The following is an 18626-nucleotide window of genomic DNA, read 5'->3' on the forward strand; positions in this document are numbered from 1 at the left end:
CTCCCAGACGGCAGATTCGAACTCAGCGGCTCATCATCTCGTCGAAGGCCTTCTGGGCAGCCTCGCCGTTCTTGAGCCACCAATCGGGATTCGAGAAGACGGAAGTGCCCGCGTTCTCAGGAGCGGTCGCCAATGTCTTCAGTCGCTCGTCAGGGATGAGCCCCGCCTTGTAAGCTGCCGGGTTGACCGGGCCATAGGCGATGAAGTCGGTCAGCTTGGCCACGCGTGCCGGCTGCGTCATCGCGGCGATCAGCTTCATGGCCGCTTCCTTGTTCGGGGCACCCTTCGGCACGGCAAGGCAGTCCGTACCGATTACCGAACCTTTGAAGGAATAATCCACCATGCCGCCATCGGCTTTCACGGTTTGAGCCCGACCGTTCCAGGTAACGACCAGATCCGCTTCGGCATCCTTCAGCAGTTGGGCAGACTGGGCGCCGGAAGTCCACCAAACCGCAACGCTTGGCTTGATTGCCTCGAGCCGCTTGATCGCGCGCTGCAAACCCTCAGGCGTGCTGAGCACCGAGTAAACGTCCGCCGGGGCCACGCCGTCGGAAAGCAGCGCGATTTCGATCAAGTCCTGCGCGTTGGAGCGCAGGGCTCGGCGGCCTGGGAATTTGCCGACGTCCCAGAACTCGGCCCATGTCTTCGGCGGATTGGTGCCATAAGTTTTCGTGTTCCACGACATGACCGTGCCGTAAGAGTCGAACGGGTAGCAGTAGTCGGATCTTGCGCCGGCCGGCACCGCGTTGAGATCGATTATATTGCCGTCGAGCGGCTCCAGCAGAGACTGCGCGGCTGCCTGCGCGCCTTCCGGGGAACCGAGGTGAATGATGTCTGTCGTGACGGCTCCAGACGTGACTTGCATCTTGAGTGCGGCAAAACCATCGCTTTGCGTTTCCTCCCTCACGTCGTAGCCCAGCTCCTTTGCCGCGGGAGCCCACATGGCCTCCTGCATGGCTTTGCCATAGTCGCCGCCAGCGGTCGTGATCGTGACGGATTGGGCATAGACGGGCAATGCGGCCGACACTGCAATGACGGCCACTGAAATTCGAAGTTTAAAAGACATGGTTTCTCCTCCTCCGGATTTGCCGAAGCCGACGGAAATAGGCCCTTTTTCGCAAATCGTAACGTTACGGTTACCGTGAAAACACCGAGAGTCAAGTGGCTCGGCTGGAACGCGGTCAGCTTTGTTTGAACGTTTGATCGAATCCGGTAACGTTACGGTGTTCAGCAAATCAGCCGACACGTTCGGAGTGGAAGACGGGCGAAATGGCCAACCTGAAACAGATCGCGGCGGAGCTTTCCCTTTCGGTGACGACAGTAGCGCGCGCTCTGAAGGATGGGCCGGAAGTGCATCCCTCGACCGTCGCCCGCGTCAAGGACGAGGCGGCGCGAGTGGGCTACGTGCCGAACCAGCACGGTCGCGCGCTAAAAACCGGGCGGACCTCGACACTGACCGCGGTGCTGCCGATGGAGACACGCGATTATCTGTCGGATTTGGCGAAGCTCCCTTTGATCGAAGGCATGACACTGGCGGCGAGACAGTTGGGCTACAGTCTCAGCGTCTATTCCACCACACCGGAGGAAGACCCCGTCGAAACCTTGCGGCGCCTCCTTCGGGCGCGCAGTGCGGATGGCCTGATCATCACCCGAATGGTCTCGGCCGATCCCCGAATTAAGCTGCTGCTCGACGAGGATGTACCTTTCGTCACTTTTGGAAGGACTGACCTGGACCTAGCTTACCCATACGTCGACGTCGATAATGAGCAGATTGCCTATGACGCAACTCGGCGCCTCACGAAGAAAGGTTGTCGTCGAATTGCCTTGCAGTTGCTGGTTCCTGAGGATCAGGCAAGCACAATGCGTCTCTTGGGCTATGAGAGGGCCATGAATGAGGCGGGCAACGTGATTGACCCTGAGCTGATCGGCCATGCGACATTCACGATGGAAGCAAGCACTGACTGGTTCGATCGCGTGCTCGGATCGCCTGATCCGCCAACTGGCTTGGCCTGTGCCAACGAACTCGGCCTTCTCGGAGCATTGCGGGCTCTTGGTAGACGAGGCTTGGTGCCGGGCCGCGATGTCCATATCGTGACGCGCGACAACACGCATCTTTCGCGCTTTCTCCCGGCGAAGATCGGAATTCATTCAGTGGATATGGCGGACGTCGGACGAAAACTAGTCGAAATATTGGAACGGCAAATCGCCAATCCGACTGGCCAGGCGGCGACAATATTGTTGAAGGGTAGATTCGAGACCCTCGGGTAGCCGCGAAAGAAGATCGTTGGGCCTCCACCCTCGACACCAACGCGGTCGGAAATCGTCATCTTCCGACTTCGTGGGCCAAATTTGAGATTTTCTCCGTCCTGGCTGATTCCGTCGTCCCGTCTTGCATGTTTGTCGCGACCGTCCTTTCATTCCGGCCGGTCGCTCGTCTGGACTGACCTTGCAGCGGAAAGTGAGCGCAAGTGCGTTTTTTCCTCAACGAACACATCGCTGAGAGTGGTGGGCTGCCTCTCCTTGGGCTTCCGCTCGAGCAAACTTGTCGAAAACATATTGCTTGGCACCACGAACGCTCTCTTCCAGTGAAGCGCCGAGGGCAAGAAAGGCTGCGACAGCGGTGGAGAGCATGCAACCCGTGCCCCGCATGCTGCACTTCAGGCGCGTCGAGACGAACCGAATGGCCGGGCCGTCCGGTGGAACAAGCAGGTCAGCGGCTTGCCTTCCCTGCGCATGTCCGCCTTTTACCAGCACGGCGGTTCCCACAGCGCCCGATAATTGCTTGCCCTGCTGGCAGGCCGCTTCGTCGTTTGACGCCAAGACCGACCCTGTCAGCGCCGCCAGCTCGAGTAGATTGGGTGTAACCAGCCGGCATACCGGCATGAGATCGCGACGCATCGCGTCGACGGCGTCCTCCTCTAAGAGCGCTCGCCCCGACGTGGAGGCCAGCACAGGGTCGAGCACGACAGGCACGTGGCGGTTGCGCGCCAAAATCGAGGCGACGGCCTCGATCGCCGCGGCTCTGCCCAGCATGCCAACCTTGACCGCAGCGATTTGGTTGGCCGCAAAGGCAGCGCCCATCTGGGCGGCGATGAGGTCCGGCGAAATGTATTCGATGCGCTCGACGTCCTCGTGCGTCTGTACCGTGACGGCCGTGACGGCGAGGCAGCTGCGCTGTCCAAGCGCAGATAAGGTCTCGACGTCGCGGGCTAGTCCGGCGCCGCCGCTCGAATCTGAACCAGCTACGACGAGCACGTGCGGCGTCATCGCCATTGGGCTGTCGCCGCCAGCCATTCGGCCGTGCGTGCCTCGGGGCGCATGTTGCGAGTGATGTCGGTGACGACCGCCGCACTTTGCGCGCCGTGCGCGAAGACATTTGCAATTCGCTCGGCGGTGAGTCCGCCGATGGCTACGAGCGGGATGTTGCCTACGCGCTGCTTCCACAAAGCGATGCGCTCAAGCCCCTGCGGTGCCCATTTCATCGCCTTGAGGATGGTTGGGTAGATCGGGCCAAGCGCGACATAGTCGGGCTCGGCCTGCAGCGCGGTCTCAAGTTCGGCGTCGTCGTGGGTGCTCAGGCCAAGCCTCACACCCGCCCTGCGGATGGCCTTCACATCGGCGGCGGCCAGATCTTCCTGGCCGAGATGGACGAAATCGCAATCCTCCTCGATCGCGATACGCCAGTAGTCGTTTACGATGAGCTGACAGCCGCGGCGGTCGCATACCGCCTTCGAAGCGCGGATCTCGCGGCGCAGCGAAGCTTCGTCCAGGTCCTTGATGCGCAGTTGCACAAGCTTCACGCCAAGCGGCACGAGACGTTGGACCCAGGCGGCGGAATCGACGATCAGGTAGAACGGATCGAGCTTCATGACAATGCTGCCATGCCGATGACTGGGGTAGAGGGGACGGCCATGTCGCGCGGCTCGAGCAGGCCGGCGCAATGGGCCCCCCAGCCAGCTTCGATCGCCTTGCCAAACGCCGCGGCCATGGCCACGGGATCGCCGGCCTTGGCCACGGCCGTGTTGAGCAGCACTGCGTCGTAGCCGAGCTCCATAACGGCTGCGGCGTGCGAAGGGCGGCCGATGCCAGCGTCGACGATCAGCGGCACGTTGGGGAAATGGCCGCGCAGGCTTCTAAGCGCATCGGGGTTTTGCGCCCCGCGCGCGGAGCCGATCGGCGCGCACCAGGGCATCAGCAGCCGGCAGCCGGCCTCAAGCAGCCGCTCGGCAACGACGAGATCGTCGGTCGTGTATGGGAAGACCTCGAAGCCTTCCGAGGCAAGGATCCTTGCCGCTTCGACCAGCCCGAAGACATCAGGCTGCAGCGTATCGTGGTTGCCGATCACTTCGAGCTTGATCCAGTTGGTGCCGAACACCTCACGCGCCATCTGTGCCGTCGTGACTGCCTCCCGCACCGAATGGCAGCCGGCGGTGTTGGGCAGGACGCGAACGCCCAGCGACTGGACCAGCGACCAGAACTGACCGCCGGCCTTGCCGCCGGAGGTCTCGCGGCGAAGCGACACGGTGACGATCTCTGCGCCGGACGCCTTGACAGCCTCGGCCATGACGGCAGGTGAGGGGTAGAGCGCCGTGCCAAGCAGAAGGCGCGATGAGAATTTTTGTCCGTAGAGTTCGATCATTTGGATCAACCTCCCTGCATCGGAGAGAGGATCTCGATGCGATCGCCCTCAGTGAGCCGGCAGCGGTCGCGTTCCTTTGCCGGCACGACCTCGCCGTTCAGCGCCGTGGCGAGCCAGCCACCTTCAAAATCGAGTTCGGTCAGCAGGGCGGCAAGCGTCTCGGCCGCGACGTCGTGGCTCTTGCTGTTAACGATGAGCTTCAAGAGCGGACTCCTTTGCTGCTGGATTTCCCAGGATGATGTTGGCGGCCTGCCGCGCCATGGCCGGCGCCAGCAGGAAGCCATGGCGGTAGAGACCGTTGATGCGAAAGTTGCTTCCGTCGCGCTCGACGCTCGGCAGGTTGTCAGCGAATGCGGGGCGCACGCCCGCACCCGTTTCAACCAGCTCGGCTTCGCCAAAGGCCGGGTGCAGAGCGTATGCGGCACTGAGCAACTCCATGGTGGAACGCGCGGTGATTGGACCCGTGGCATCGCATTCGATCATCGTCGCGCCGACCATGAAGAGGTTTTCCGAACGCGGCACCACGTAGATCGGGATCCGAGGATGAAGCAGGCGTACTGGCCGGGCTAGCGAGATCTCCGCTGTTCGCAGGATGAGCATCTCGCCGCGGACACCGCGCAAATCCGGGCGTTTGTCGGCGATGCCGGTGCAGTCCACCTCGATATCCGCGATAGCCGACACGATGCTGCGGCCGAATTCGAAACGCGCGCCCAAGCCGAGCAACTTGTCGCCCAGCGCAAGCAACGCCTTGCGCGGGTCGAGATGCGCTTCGTCAGCAAAGAACAGCCCGCGCCCGAACCGGCCGGCGAGGGCTGGTTCGAAGGCCGCGATCTCACCGGCGTCGAGCTGTCTGAAGCCGGATGTGCGGCGGCCGAACCGGTCCAGCTCGCCGACATCGCGGGCAGGCGCCAGCACCAATGTCCCGTTTCGCGAGACATGGCCGGGCAATGCCGCGTCCCACCAGTCGGCCGCGTCGCGTCCGAGTGTGAGCACCGCCTCATCAGCGCTCTCGCGCTCGCACCAAGGCGCGAGCATTCCGCCGGCCTGCCAGGAGGCATTGCCGGCGATCTCCTCGCGCTTTTCGACCAGGGTCACATCGGCACCGCGCGTTGCCAGCTCGTGCGCGAGCGTCAATCCGGCGACGCCAGCGCCGCGAATGAGCACCTTCATGGCGTATCCGTGCGCTCCAAGGTGCCGTCCACGGGCATGTAAAGATCGCCGCCATCCCGGTACTTGGCCGCCATAGCCGCGAGCCCTTCCTTCTGCGCTTCCGCCCTTATGTCGTGCGAGATCCGCATCGAGCAGAATTTGGGGCCGCACATGGAGCAGAAATGCGCCACCTTGTGCGCCTCTTTCGGCAGGGTTTCGTCGTGGAAGGCGCGCGCCGTCTGGGGATCGAGCGACAGGTTGAACTGGTCCTCCCACCGGAACTCGAAGCGCGCCCTGGACAGCGCATCGTCCCTGACCTTAGCGGCTGGATGGCCCTTGGCGAGGTCTGCAGCATGTGCGGCGATCTTGTAGGTGATGACGCCGGTCTTGACGTCGTCGCGGTCGGGCAGGCCGAGATGCTCCTTCGGCGTGACATAGCAAAGCATCGCCGTTCCGAACCAGCCGATCATCGCCGCGCCGATGCCTGACGTGATGTGGTCATAGCCTGGCGCGATGTCGGTGGTGAGCGGCCCAAGCGTGTAGAAGGGCGCTTCGCCACAGACCGCGAGCTGCTTGTCCATGTTCTGCTTGATCTTGTGCATGGGAACATGGCCGGGGCCCTCGATCATCACCTGGCAGTCCTTGGCCCAGGCGATCTTGGTGAGCTCTCCAAGCGTTTCCAATTCGGCGAACTGGGCGGCGTCGTTGGCATCGGCGATGGAGCCGGGGCGAAGGCCGTCGCCGAGCGAAAACGCCACGTCATAGGCCCTGGCGATGTCGCAGATCTCCTCGAAATGCTCGTAGAGGAAACTCTCTTTATGGTGATGCAGACACCACTTGGCCATGATCGAGCCGCCGCGCGACACGATGCCGGTGACACGGTCGACGGTCAGCGGAATGTAGGGCAGGCGCACGCCGGCATGGATCGTGAAATAATCCACGCCCTGTTCGGCCTGCTCGACCAGTGTATCGCGGAAAAGCTCCCAGGTCAGCGCCTCGGCGATCCCGCCGACCTTCTCCAGCGCCTGGTAGATCGGCACCGTGCCGATCGGCACCGGCGAATTGCGCACGATCCATTCGCGGATGTTGTGGATGTTGCGCCCGGTCGAGAGGTCCATCACCGTATCGGCTCCCCAGCGGATGGCCCACACCATCTTCTCGACCTCCTCGGCCATCGACGAGGTGACGGCGGAGTTGCCGATATTGGCGTTGATCTTCACCAGGAAATTGCGGCCGATGATCATCGGCTCGCTTTCGGGGTGGTTGATGTTGGACGGGATGATGGCGCGGCCGCGCGACACCTCGTCGCGAACGAATTCCGGCGTCACGAAATCCGGGATCGCGGCGCCGAAGCTCTCGCCATCACGTTGAAGTTTCGAACGTAACTGCTCGCGGCCGAGGTTTTCGCGGATGGCGACGAACTCCATTTCGGGCGTGATGATGCCGGCGCGCGCATAGGCAAGCTGGGTGACGGCACGGCCGCCGGTGGCGCGCAATGGCCTGTTACGCACCGGGAACTCCGGCGTCAGCCGATCGGCGGAGACGAAGCCGTTGTCCTCGGGCCTGATCGTGCGGCCCTCGTAGCGTTCGACATCGCAGCGCGCCTCTATCCATGCCTCGCGCAGCCGCGGCAAGCCGCGCTCGATCTCGGTCTTCACCGTCGTGTCGGTATAGGGACCGGACGCGTCGTAGACCGTGACCGGCGGCTCGCCGGCGCTCGGGTGAACCGAGATCTCGCGCATCGGGACACGCAGGCCCGGGTGAAGTTGGCCAGGTTTGTGGACCTTCTTCGAAGCGGGCAATTCGCCGACGGTGACGGTCGGGGTGTGGGCATTCATGAGTGAGCCTCCTTGCTCAAGTGCAACGGAGACCCAGTCCACGCGATGAGGAGGAAGTGACGCTTCGCGCAGGACGCGGGCACTGCCCGAATACCGAAGCCGGATTGCCGACCCGCGAAACCTCGCACCGTCCCTACGCCAGTATGAACTGGATCAGGTTCAACGGGTCACTGCGCGCGATAGCAGTATCTCAGCCCCTTGCCGGGACTCCCCTGGTGAGGCGCATACGTTGGACGATGAGGAGTGGCTGTGTCAACTCTTTACGGCGTACGCGGACTAGACCGATCTTCAAAGTGACGGTCGGTGTAGTCAGCTTCTGTGCATCAGAGATCGCGCCAACAAAGAAATTGCGACAAATGCAAGCGCGATGACGCCGAAGCTGGCCGCGAGCGAGGAGATTTGAGCGATCAGCCCTAGCAATCCTGGCCCCAACAGCAGTCCAGCATATCCGATTGTCGTCACAGTTGACATGGCACGAGCAGCAGACTTGCCGCCCACACGGCCTGCGGCCGCAAAAAGGGTGGGCACGATGTTGGCGAGGCCAAGACCACAAACTGTGAGCGCCACGAAAACAATAATAAGATTGCCGCCCATGAGGACCATTGCGAGCACTGAACATGCGCAAACGACCGCGCAGTAGCGCAGTGTTCGCACCTGGCCGATTGTGTTGGCGATGGCGTCGCCGAACAGGCGCCCGATTGCCATCATCGTCGAGAACGCTGCGAAGCCGTAAGCTCCCGCGCTTTCCGATCCACCCGATTGCGTCACGATATAGATCGCGCTCCAATCGATCATTCCTCCCTCGGCCAGCATTGCTAAAAATGCTAGACCGCCCAGGAGATAAAGATGCTTGTTGAAGGAACTTTGGGATCGAGCGTCCCCAGCCTCGAAAGCGGCGGCAGGGGCGTGGATCCAGCTGAACTGGTTCCATCCAGCCCAGGCGAAGAGCGCAACCGTCGCAACTCCAATTCCGGTAACCCCAAGGCAACGGCTTAAATCGCCGCCACCTGACAGTATCCGCCCCACAACCACAGCGCCGGCCAAGCTTCCAAAACTAAACATGGCATGGAATGAGGACATCACCTGCCGGCGCATAAGACGCTCCAAGGCCGAGGCGTCTGTGTTCATCGACACGTCCAGCGTTCCAAATCCGGCACCGGCAAGGAACACAATCATTGCCATGGAAAGGGCTCCTCCGGCCCAAGGAAGAGCCAACAGCGCGAAGCCGAATGTGAGCGAACCCATTAGGCTGAGTAGACCGCTCGGAACAATCACCACCAAGCGGCCGACGTTTGTCATCATCGCGATCGCGCCCAGAGCGAAGCAAATCAGGACGAGTCCAAGTTGACCCTTGGCGAGGTTCATCTGAACGCTGAGCACTGGTAGGGAGGATGCCCAGGCACCAATGCCGACGCCGCCACCCAGGAAAAAGAGACTGCAAAAGAAGCGGCTGATTCGGATGGCCGAGGGGATGGTCGAGCTTTCCTTCACTTTCGACGACCTCCGCCCGCTATCCTCATCTTCGTCAACCGCCGCTGCCCGTGCGAAGCAAAGCTTTGCCTCTCCAGCGGGAAAGCCAATGAGAACTGGTAACCTTCGCTCTAATGTCACCAGTCATCGGCAAGAGCGGATACTCGAGCAATTTCGCAAGTCACCGATAGCCGACGCATAGCGACGCGGTAAGGATCCTGGCTTGCCGATAGGCGATCCAGTTCCGCACCTGCCGACCATTTGGAACTTAAGACTCGTTCACCTAAATGTGATAACGTAGGAAAGCGTCAGCTGGGCGCAAAATCCCCGAATTGACCGCTTTCTTTAGCAGGGTGACGCACTCCCCGCGTCTTGCTGCAACAACATTCGCCCCCCTGCGAAATTGCTGTTCGAGCGGAAACGGCGGCAAATACCGGGCAAGTCGGGTCGCTCCGGTGTTACGAAAACAACAACATGATCCCTGCCTCGCGCAGAACCGGACACCAAAGAATGCGATCGACAAGGGAGGTTTTGACCACACAGGGTCGGCCGTCTTGCCATGGCTCGCGCCGTCCAGTGCGTTCTAGATCGCAGTAAAAGAACGTTGCCCGCACCTGTCGAATAAAGGAGTGCGCCCTCATGCCTTGCGTGTGGACGACCGATTTCTCTTGGCCTTCGGAATCGCAGCCATGATCCGCTTCGAGAACGTATGGAAGGTCTACGGCAACTATGCCGCCATATACGACCTTCAGCTTGAAGTCAGGGACGGCGAGTTCATGGTCTTCGTCGGGCCTTCCGGTTGTGGCAAAACCACGACGCTGAAGATGCTTGCCGGGCTTGAGTTGCCTTCCTTCGGTCGGATCTGGTCGGACGACAAGGACATCACGCTCCTGCCATCTGGCCAACGCGACGTCGCGATGGTTTTCCAAAGCTACGCTCTTTATCCTCATATGACTGTTGAGCGGAACCTCGCTTTCGGACCGACGGTTCGGGGCGAGCCCAAGGCAGAGATAGCCGAGCGCGTCAAGCATGTAGCCTCTCTCGTAGGACTGGAATCCCTGCTTCGGCGACGTCCGGATGAACTATCCGGTGGCCAACGTCAGCGAGTGGCGCTTGGGCGTGCGATGATCCGCCAGCCACGAATCTTCCTGCTCGATGAACCGCTCTCGAACCTGGACGCCGGTTTGCGCACGCGGATGAGGACGGAGATTGCTGAGCTTCAGCGCCGCGTAGGGGTGACCACGGTCTATGTGACCCATGACCAAGTCGAAGCGATGACGATGGGTCACCGCATCGCAGTGTTCAACCAGGGACGCATTCTGCAAGTTGATACGCCAGCCAACCTCTACCGAGCACCCGCCAACAAATTTGTCGGAACGTTCATCGGGTCACCCAAGATGAATATCCTCCCCGCCGCGCTTTCGGCGACCGGCGGTTCGGTGGACGTCAAATGCCTTGGAACAGAGTTTTCCGTGTCTGGGCAATATCTCGCCGGCAAGGATCTTCCCTCGTCCGTCGAGCTTGGAATTCGCCCAGACGACATACACTGGACGAAGGACGCCCCGTCGAGATGCACTCAGAAGATGCAGGGCATCGTCGGCGGAGTTGAAACGACCGGCTCGGAGACCTTCGTCCTCGTGAACGTCCGAGGAACCGAAGTAAATTCCAAGTTCCCGAGCTTCGCACCTATCCGGATCGGTCAGACGGTCGACCTCGTATTCGATCCGGTGGACTTGCATTTCTTCGATGCAGTAACCGGAAACACGCTGCGAAAAGACCCCCCGGGACAATCGGAAAGATCCGAATTTCGTCCCGCTCAGCCAATCAACTGAAGAATGGAAGGAACCTTTGCCATGAAGACCAAAATGCTTTCTGGGTTTCGATCTGCGCTGCTTAGCGCGACGGTCATGCTCGGCGCAACGATTGCTGCCGGCAGTTCGGCAATGGCCGGTGACACTTTGAAGGTCGCCTACAGCCAGGATTACTTCATGAGTTCCCCGAAATTGGCCAAGAAATGGTTCGGTGAGATGAAAACCCAGTTCGAGGCCGCCAACCCCGGTGCCACCCTGGAACCAATCCCGATTCCTGGCAGCTTCGATGATTTCAACACCAAGCTCAGCCTTCTTATGAATTCACCGGCTACCGCTCCCGACGTGATCCAGATTGCGGCGCAAAGCGCCGGTCAATGGTCCGGCAGCGGGCTCCTGGCACCGTTGGATGATGAGTTGAAGTCTCGCGACTGGTGGCAGTCCTATCCCGAACCCATCAAGCAGGAAGGGACCATTGACGGCAAGGTCTATGCCGTGAGCGAAGGCGTCAACACCTTCGGCCTGCTCTATGATCGTGAGAATTTCGCCAAGGCGGGCCTGCCAAAGGACTGGAGCCCGAAATCGTGGAAAGACATCCTCGACGCCGCCCGAGCCATCAAGAAGAGCGCCCCCTCCGTATGGCCGATATGGCTCATGACCGGAACGGCGCAGGGTTCGGAGGGTACGCTCATGGGCGCCGGCCTGCTCATCTCGGCTTCCAGCGACCCGACCATCTTCGACGAAAAGACCAAGAAGTGGGTGGTGGACAGCAAGGGCATGCGCGAGATGCTGAGCTTCTACCGCGATGCCGCTGCCGAGGGATTGCTGGCGCCCGCCTCCCAGATCTTGGATGCCAACGCTCCAAACAACGGCGCCCAGCATATGCCAAAGCACGAGCTCGGCATCGGATTTGCCGGCAACTATTGGCCGACCATGTGGAACAAGACGATCTGCACGCCCTGCTGGGATGATCCCGACAACTCGATCGCACTCGCTCCTTTGCCAACATCGCTTGGCCAGGCGCCGGGCTTCGCCGCGTCCTTCGGTGGGTGGAGCCTGTCGGTCAACAGCAAGGCCTCGAACATGAAGTTGGCCTGGTCCCTGATCGACATCATGCAGAAGAAGGCCAACATGGTTGAGCTCGACCAATATGGCGGCCTTGTGCCCCCAGTGCCGGCGTATGCCGAGGATCCTGGCTATGTGGCCTTTGCCAAGAAGCCGTTTCAGGTGGAGTATTCAAAACTGATCGCGAACGCACACAGCATGCCGGCCAGCACTGAATACAGCGTTTGGAGCTTTGCTGTAGCGCAGGCTACGGAAACTCTGGTTCTCAAGCCCGAGACGTCTATCGATGACGTCGTGAAGACGATGCGGGAATACGTCGTCAACCAACTCGGCGACGATCGCGTCGAGCCGTAGAGGAATGCGCAGATGTCGGTAACCCAAAACGCGCCCGCAAATACCTTAGGGTTGCCCGAAAAATTGCGCCTTGAAGCGCGCCTTGACAAGGCGCGCTTCAACCCGGCGAGCCTCGTGCTGCTCGCGCCGGCCACCGTGCTGCTGCTTGGTTTGTTTCTGGTGCCCGTCGTGTATGCGATTTATCTGGGCTTTACAAACCTTCAGCTCATTGGGCTGCACGCCGTGAACTACCGCTTCACGGGATGGGCAAATGTAAATACCCTGGTTCACGACGCGACTTTTTATCAATCGATCTGGCTAACTGTCTTGTTTGTGGTCGGGTCGGGAGCAGTGGGCGCGACCCTGCTCGGCCTTGTCATGGCAATTGCCATGCAGGATTGTTTGCGATTGATCCGCCAGATTGCAGGCGCCTTGGCAATTGTCGCATGGACATTGCCGCCTACGACAATTGCCATTGTTTGGAAAGCAAGCAGCACCGAGTCCGGAATTATTCCGACCCTGCTGGGAAACCCAAACTATGATTTGCTGTATGACCAAGCCATGCTGATTGTTTGCCTGGCGAATTCTTGGTCGCTCGCGGGGCTCGCGATGATTATGTTCTCGGCCGCGCTTCGCAACGTACCCGAGGAGATACTGGCTGCCGCCAGGCTGGAAGGAGCGTCTCGCGCCCAGACGTTGTTCAAGGTGACCTTGCCGATGCTTAGATCCACGATCGTCACATCCGCACTTCTAATGACACTTCTCACCTTTGGCAATTTTACGCTTGTCTACCTGATGACCGCCGGAGGCCCTGGAAATCAGACAAATATCTTGCCGGTCTATTCTTATCTGCAAGGCTTCAAGTTCTTCAACTTGGGTTATTCAGCCTTGCTCGGCAACGTGATTGTCCTGATCTCGGCCGTCCTGGGAGGGCTATTCGTCCTTCTCGGGAAACAGCGCCGATGAGATACCTCTATCCCGCCGCGGCAAGCGTGCCACGGCGGGGCGAGATGCGGACGCGGGAAATGGCAACGCAAACGCTCACCGGCTGGCCCGCCGCCGACAATAGTGCGCCCGCCGGTGAGCCTGATACAAATCGCGCAAGTGGGACTGACTTAAATGACTCGAGAAATTCAGCCTAGCAGATCGACCGAGTTGCCGCCCTGGTCTCATCTGACACCCAATAAGGTCAATCGCTGGAGCTTTTCCAAGGTTTTCAGCAACATCGTAATTTCTGCACTCTCAATTTTCTTTGCGGTGCCCATGTTATGGCTTGCACTGGCTTCGGTTGATAAGAACGCAACTTTTCAGACGAAGCTGCCAGTCCTTACCGCAGAGCATTACATCGTCTCTCTTGAGTCAGGAAACCTGGCCGCGCTGCGCAACAGCCTGGTGATATCCCTCGTCGCGTCGACCATTGGTACGGTTGCGGCCTTCTTTGCCGCCTACTCCTTTTCACGTCATCACATCGTTTGGAAAGGCCCGATCCTGCTGGGCATTCTGTTTCTATCGGGCGTTCCGATCACGATCCTCATAGTGCCAATGTATGAGATGTTTAGCTCCGCCGGGCTTCTGACGATGTTCCCGACGGCGGTGCTGCTCGGGGTTACCGCACTCCCCTTCCAGATCTATCTCATAAAGAACTTCATCGATGCCATACCGCGCGATCTGGAAGAGGCCGCCTATATCGAGCGGGCAAAGACATGGCACGTATTGTGGTCGGTGATACTTCCACTGACAATGCCTGGTCTCGCGTCGGCAGCTCTGTTTGGTTTCGTAAACGCTTGGGGGAGCTTCCTGATACCGCTTGTGCTGATCAGTTCCGACAATCAGCAAGCTGCTCCGGTCAGGCTCTTTGGTTTCGTCAATGCCACGTCCATCGACTACGGCGCGATCGCGGCTTACTCCATTATCTATTCACTGCCTGTCGTGGTCCTCTATCTGGCACTCTCGAGGCAGTTCAAAGCCGGTTTCGTTCTGGGCGGCGCAGTGCGCTAGCAAGAACCGCTACCATGCCTCGCAAGGTGCGGCATGGCTCGAGCGCGGGTGTGGCGAACTCGCTCGCTGGTAATCCGCGTCCTCGGTGTTGTCCAATGCAGGCTGTCGCTTGGCTTCTGCCGCTGCCTGGATAGCTGGACTAAAGAATCGACCATGCGATAGCATACGATACTTCTCGACTGCTTTGAAGAGCTTCGCAGCTGCTAACGCACGGGAACGGAATGTGGCTCTCAGGGGGGCCAAATGCTTGCGAATTGAGGCGCAGGTCACCGAGGGCACTGAGCGACGATCGTCGGCCCTTATCTTCACGGCTATCAAGGTCAGGCGATCCTACTTTCCTTGCTTGATGAAATCCGCTGTTCTTTCGCCGATCATGATGCAAACGGCGTTGGTATTGCCCGAGACGATGGTTGGCATGACGGATGCGTCGGCCACGCGAAGACCTTCGACACCGTGAACGCGGAGCCTCGGGTCGACGACCGCCATATCGTCATGGCCCATGCGGCAGGTACCGACGGGATGAAGCGCTGCATGCGCTACCTCTTGGCAAAACCTTCTTACCTGGATTGGCGTCGTTGTTGCGGGGGAGGGGACTTGCCTTGATGCTATGTAGCGCCGGATGGCCGGCTGCTCCATGATTTCGAAGGCTCCCATGGTCCCTTCAACCACCGCATCGAGATCATAGGGATCGGAAAAGTACCGTGGCGCCACGCGTGGATTGGCATAAGGATCGGCGCTTTTGAGCGTCACTTCCCCTCGAGACCGAGGCCGGATTTGTCCCAGATTTATCGTGCAGCCGTTTCCGCCGGGGACGGCGTCAATCCCTTCCTCAATGCCCGCACCCACGACCATGAAATATTGCACATCCGGGATCGGTTCGCTTGCGTTGCCCCACCAGAACGCGCCTCCCTCGATCAGGTTCGAAGAAGCCGGGCCATCCCTGAACAGCAGATAATTCAGGCCAGCCGCGGCTTTCCAAAGCGGCTTCTTGTATTTGTCGTAGCTGTGGGGTCCGTTCAACTGATAGACGAGTGAAACTTCGATGTGGTCCTGCAGGTTCTGTCCGACCCCCGGCAGATCGGCAACGACAGGAATGCCATGGCCGCGCAAAGCGTCGGCCGGGCCGATTCCCGACAACATCAGCAATTTCGGCGAGGCAATCGCACCTGCCGACAAAATCACTTCGCGACTGGCCATGAGCACCCATTTGCGGCCCTTCGCCACATACTCCACCCCGACAGCACGCCCCTTCTCTACAATAATCCGCGTGACCGTGGATCCCGTTCGAACCTGGAGATTGGGTCGGTGGCGAGCGGGTTTGATGAACGCCGTCGCGGCACTGCTGCGCCGCCTGTTCTTGGCAGTGATCTGGTAAAGACCGCAGCCGGCCTGGTCGCCCGAATTGAAATCAGGATTATAGGGCAGCCCAGCCTGCTGGCACGCCTGCAGCCAGGCGCGCGTGAGGGGGTGGATGTGATCGATGTCGGAAACGCCCAGCGGTCCCCCTACGCCGTGGGTCTGGTTGCAGAACCGGTTGTTGTCTTCCGACCGCAGAAAGTAGGGCAGCACATCATCATAATTCCAGCCATCGGCGCCGAGTGCTTGCCAGCGCGCATAGTCGGATGGAGCGCCGCGTATATAGATCATTGCGTTAACTGAACTGCCACCGCCGAGCACTCGGGCCTGGACCATGGTCGGCTGTTCCGTGCGCGACTGGGCTGCGGTCGGCTCCCAGACAATCCGTTTCAAGAGGGACCCTTGAGCGGTCTTGTAGTAGGCACCGGGTATATGGATGTAGGGGTTGAAGTCGCGCGGGCCTTCCTCCAACAGGAAGACAGAGGCATCAGGATCTTCGGAAAGCCGCGCGGCAATCACGCATCCGGCGGAGCCACCGCCAACGACAATATAGTCACAGGTGGTCTGCATGATTTCATCTCGTGGTCGAATCCCCAGGAGCGCCGATCCATACCTTGTCATGGGTTCGATATCCTCTGATCGAATTCCAGCCTGAGCTCCGCGGCAGAGTCGCGCCAGATTCTGGCCCGACGGATCTCCGTCCTGTCCGATCATCTGTAGAACGCATGTCGAAGCTGGCCCTGCCGATCTTCCACAGTAGGCAAACATCGCGAGCACATGACAAGTTCGCAAACCATGGAACGTCGAAGCAGGGTGACGCGCTAGGAGAGAAAGTTTGCGGTGGTTTAGGCATTCGATGCTGGCCCGGACCGAGGGCTCAGACACCGAGCCGCCAAGCTCGGCTTGGCCGCGCGGGATGCGGCGTCCTTTCGCGAAATGACGCAGAAGCGGCGTCAACTTACGACAAGAATCGTCCAGACGCGCACTTCTTTTGGCTCCCGCATTGTGGTGTGGTCTGGCGCAGGTAGACCTTGATGATGGACGACAAAGCCGTGCCGAACCAGACGAGAGACCTTTCGTTTGCCGACGACTTCATCTTCGCCAAGCTCGTCGAAGATGTCCGCGACTATCCAGTTGAAGATGCCGTCGTTGTAAACATCAGTCCCAGCGCGATGATCACCGGCGATGAGCACCCGGCGATCGTGCCAGCCTGGAAGTCGACATGGCTGAAGGGCGGGCAGATCAAGTCCGCGGAACGGGCAGCGCTTCTGAAGGTGCGAAAAGCCACCAATCTGGGCGGTTGCATGTTCCGCGGCTGGGACTGGCTTGGCAATCGAATAAAGAGTTTCCCACGCGACACGCCGCTGTTCATTTCCCCGCAGGATGAGATCGGCACGGTCAGCACCGATCCTCTGGTATTCACCAATGAGCGCGCATCACCCGGCTCTCCACAGACGTTCACGCTCAAGCTGAACCTTTGGTGGTCGCCGGGCGACACTGACTGCTTCATCCACAATGAGCACCGCTTCCTCGAAACACACACACAAATCCATGGCTCGGGACGGATGCAGAAATTTCGACTGCGCGACGAAACCACAATTTATGAAGACGTGGTGATGCCAGTCGGTTACTCGCACGACCCGTTTTGCAGGGTTACCGGCAAGAATGAGTGGACCTACCCCTGGCACCGCTACTACGCGGATACCGATTCGGTGTGGCTGGCCGTAGAACTCCATCCCTGATGACTTTTCGACCGGTCTCTGGCGATCGTCAGTGCCTCGCGTCAGCCGGCGATCAAGTGTCGGCGCCAAGGGCCCGGTTCCGAGCATTGTTCGAGCTGGTTAAGCCGGCGGTTTCCCGGCGGAGCTGTTAGATTGAAAGATTGAAAGGAAGAACATGAAGCTCAACGGCATGCGCGTTGAAGGAGCCGACAACGGTATCGCGGTAATTGAGGACGATCTGGTTCGGCTGCGGGCCAATGCTCGCACGGACTGGTTCTTCGCCCCAAGCGGCAAAAGCCGTGTCGCGAATGTCACGCGAGTGGTGCGCGAGATCGACGAGCAGCATTTTGCACTGTCTGCCAGGGTCTCTGTCGAATTCGCGTCTCCATACGACGCCGGCGCGATCTTCATCGAGTGCGATGACGACAACTGGGCGAAGATCGCCTTCGAATTTTCCGCCGCGCGCAAGCCCACCATTGTCAGCGTGGTGACTCGCGGTACATCCGATGACTCGGACGGGCCCCGTCACTCGGGCGACCATGTGTGGCTGCGTGCCTATTGCGACGGAGAAACGATCGCGTTCCATTTTTCCGAAGACGGCAAATACTGGAATTTCCTGCGCTGGTTCACTCTGCCCGGCGTCGAAAGGCGGCCGGTGCGTGTAGGACTCGGCGTTCAATCGCCGACGGGCGAGGGGACGACCGCTGTTTTCTCGGACGTCCGGCTTTCTGTGGCCAAGATCAGCGATCTGCGCAACGGACAATAGCTGACGGCAATTGGCCGTTGACGACAGCGGCTCAGCCCGCTTGGTCCCTCATCATCGATTTCGATTGGGGCCAACGGCGACCGGCTTTATGGCCTCCCCGCGTTTCCTGCCAAGGCGCCAGTAATGCCACGTGGCGGGACACTGGAAATCGTGATCCGAGTGACGGATGCAACGGATAGCGTTTTCGGGATGATCCGTTCCGCAAGATCACGATCTTTAAGGATCGACTGAGGCGTTGGCGCGCCTTGAGTACAGGCGCGGTCGCCCCACCAATGCAAGGTATTGGCGTCTTGGCCGCGCACCTGGCTCGATGCCAACTCGCAGCCGCGAGCTGCGGGCTTCGCCACAACGATCGTCATCTGACGGCGCTTGTAGCCCATGGGTTTTTTAGCCCCACGCAATGAATGAGTTCTGACGCTCACCGGGTCCTGCCGCCTGAAAACCAGGAGCGGCACGTCGCTCTTGTTCATTCGGAGCCACGGC

17 protein-coding genes and 1 riboswitch are annotated in these 18626 nt (G+C 60.0%); of the genes, 7 read left to right on the forward strand and 10 right to left on the reverse strand.

All coding sequences use genetic code 11. The annotated features are described in order from the left end of the window. Positions 1-22: 22 nt before the first annotated feature. Positions 23-1234, reverse strand: coding sequence for an ABC transporter substrate-binding protein (locus tag EN862_RS32505; protein ID WP_245519777.1), 1212 nt, complete (start codon positions 1232-1234; stop codon positions 23-25). A gap of 35 nt (positions 1235-1269) precedes the next feature. On the opposite strand from EN862_RS32505, the gene EN862_RS32510 reads away from it, so the two are divergent. Continuing rightward, positions 1270-2268: a LacI family DNA-binding transcriptional regulator gene (locus tag EN862_RS32510; RefSeq protein WP_127864765.1), complete on the forward strand. Its 999-nt coding sequence runs from the start codon at positions 1270-1272 to the stop codon at positions 2266-2268. 213 nt (positions 2269-2481) lie between these two features. Here EN862_RS32510 and EN862_RS32515 read toward each other — a convergent pair whose 3' ends face one another. From EN862_RS32515 to EN862_RS32545, 7 genes are all read right to left on the reverse strand, one after another. Further along, entirely contained in the window at positions 2482-3273 is a 792-nt protein-coding gene (locus EN862_RS32515; RefSeq protein ID WP_127864766.1) for a hydroxymethylpyrimidine/phosphomethylpyrimidine kinase, read from the reverse strand. Further along, positions 3264-3869: a thiamine phosphate synthase gene (locus tag EN862_RS32520; protein WP_127864767.1), complete on the reverse strand. Its 606-nt coding sequence runs from the start codon at positions 3867-3869 to the stop codon at positions 3264-3266. The genes EN862_RS32515 and EN862_RS32520 overlap by 10 nt, the downstream gene beginning before the upstream one ends. Continuing rightward, the gene (locus EN862_RS32525; protein WP_127864768.1) at positions 3866-4639 is read right to left on the reverse strand and encodes a thiazole synthase; all 774 of its coding nucleotides are present in this window, start codon (positions 4637-4639) and stop codon (positions 3866-3868) included. The genes EN862_RS32520 and EN862_RS32525 overlap by 4 nt, the downstream gene beginning before the upstream one ends. A gap of 5 nt (positions 4640-4644) precedes the next feature. Next, positions 4645-4842: a sulfur carrier protein ThiS gene (gene thiS / locus EN862_RS32530; protein WP_127864769.1), complete on the reverse strand. Its 198-nt coding sequence runs from the start codon at positions 4840-4842 to the stop codon at positions 4645-4647. Next, positions 4826-5809, reverse strand: a complete 984-nt coding sequence (gene thiO / locus EN862_RS32535; protein ID WP_127864770.1) for a glycine oxidase ThiO — start codon at positions 5807-5809, stop codon at positions 4826-4828. The genes thiS and thiO overlap by 17 nt, the downstream gene beginning before the upstream one ends. Continuing rightward, positions 5806-7626, reverse strand: a complete 1821-nt coding sequence (thiC, locus tag EN862_RS32540; RefSeq protein WP_127864771.1) for a phosphomethylpyrimidine synthase ThiC — start codon at positions 7624-7626, stop codon at positions 5806-5808. The genes thiO and thiC overlap by 4 nt, the downstream gene beginning before the upstream one ends. Positions 7627-7738: 112 nt before the next feature. Further along, a riboswitch (TPP riboswitch) is annotated at positions 7739-7850 on the reverse strand. An 85-nt stretch (positions 7851-7935) separates the two neighbouring features. After that, positions 7936-9117, reverse strand: a complete 1182-nt coding sequence (locus EN862_RS32545; protein ID WP_127864772.1) for an MFS transporter — start codon at positions 9115-9117, stop codon at positions 7936-7938. 668 nt (positions 9118-9785) lie between these two features. On the opposite strand from EN862_RS32545, the gene EN862_RS32550 reads away from it, so the two are divergent. The 4 genes from EN862_RS32550 to EN862_RS32565 all read left to right on the forward strand — a co-directional run bounded on the left by EN862_RS32550 (position 9786) and on the right by EN862_RS32565 (position 14300). After that, the gene (locus EN862_RS32550; protein ID WP_127864773.1) at positions 9786-10928 is read left to right on the forward strand and encodes an ABC transporter ATP-binding protein; all 1143 of its coding nucleotides are present in this window, start codon (positions 9786-9788) and stop codon (positions 10926-10928) included. Positions 10929-10949: 21 nt separating this feature from the next. Beyond that, on the forward strand, positions 10950-12323 hold the full coding sequence (locus EN862_RS32555) for an extracellular solute-binding protein (RefSeq protein ID WP_245519778.1): 1374 nt from the start codon (positions 10950-10952) through the stop codon (positions 12321-12323). A gap of 12 nt (positions 12324-12335) precedes the next feature. Beyond that, positions 12336-13268 (forward strand): sugar ABC transporter permease, encoded by a 933-nt coding sequence (locus EN862_RS32560; RefSeq protein WP_127864774.1) that lies wholly within the window; start codon positions 12336-12338, stop codon positions 13266-13268. 153 nt (positions 13269-13421) lie between these two features. Next, positions 13422-14300, forward strand: a complete 879-nt coding sequence (locus EN862_RS32565) for a carbohydrate ABC transporter permease (RefSeq protein WP_127864775.1) — start codon at positions 13422-13424, stop codon at positions 14298-14300. Positions 14301-14630: 330 nt separating this feature from the next. Here the strand turns inward: EN862_RS32565 and EN862_RS32570 are convergent, their stop codons facing one another. Next, positions 14631-16226 (reverse strand): GMC family oxidoreductase N-terminal domain-containing protein, encoded by a 1596-nt coding sequence (locus EN862_RS32570; protein WP_245519779.1) that lies wholly within the window; start codon positions 16224-16226, stop codon positions 14631-14633. 464 nt (positions 16227-16690) lie between these two features. On the opposite strand from EN862_RS32570, the gene EN862_RS32575 reads away from it, so the two are divergent. Both EN862_RS32575 and EN862_RS32580 read left to right on the forward strand, forming a co-directional pair. Beyond that, positions 16691-17398 (forward strand): hypothetical protein, encoded by a 708-nt coding sequence (locus EN862_RS32575; protein ID WP_245519780.1) that lies wholly within the window; start codon positions 16691-16693, stop codon positions 17396-17398. A gap of 154 nt (positions 17399-17552) precedes the next feature. After that, positions 17553-18143 (forward strand): DUF1349 domain-containing protein, encoded by a 591-nt coding sequence (locus EN862_RS32580; RefSeq protein ID WP_245519781.1) that lies wholly within the window; start codon positions 17553-17555, stop codon positions 18141-18143. Positions 18144-18229: 86 nt separating this feature from the next. On the opposite strand, the gene EN862_RS32585 is transcribed toward EN862_RS32580, so the two are convergent. Beyond that, entirely contained in the window at positions 18230-18613 is a 384-nt protein-coding gene (locus EN862_RS32585; protein ID WP_127864777.1) for a hypothetical protein, read from the reverse strand. Positions 18614-18626: the final 13 nt, after the last annotated feature.

The organism is Mesorhizobium sp. M2E.F.Ca.ET.219.01.1.1 (assembly GCF_004016445.2).
Classification (GTDB): Bacteria; Pseudomonadota; Alphaproteobacteria; order Rhizobiales; family Rhizobiaceae; genus Mesorhizobium.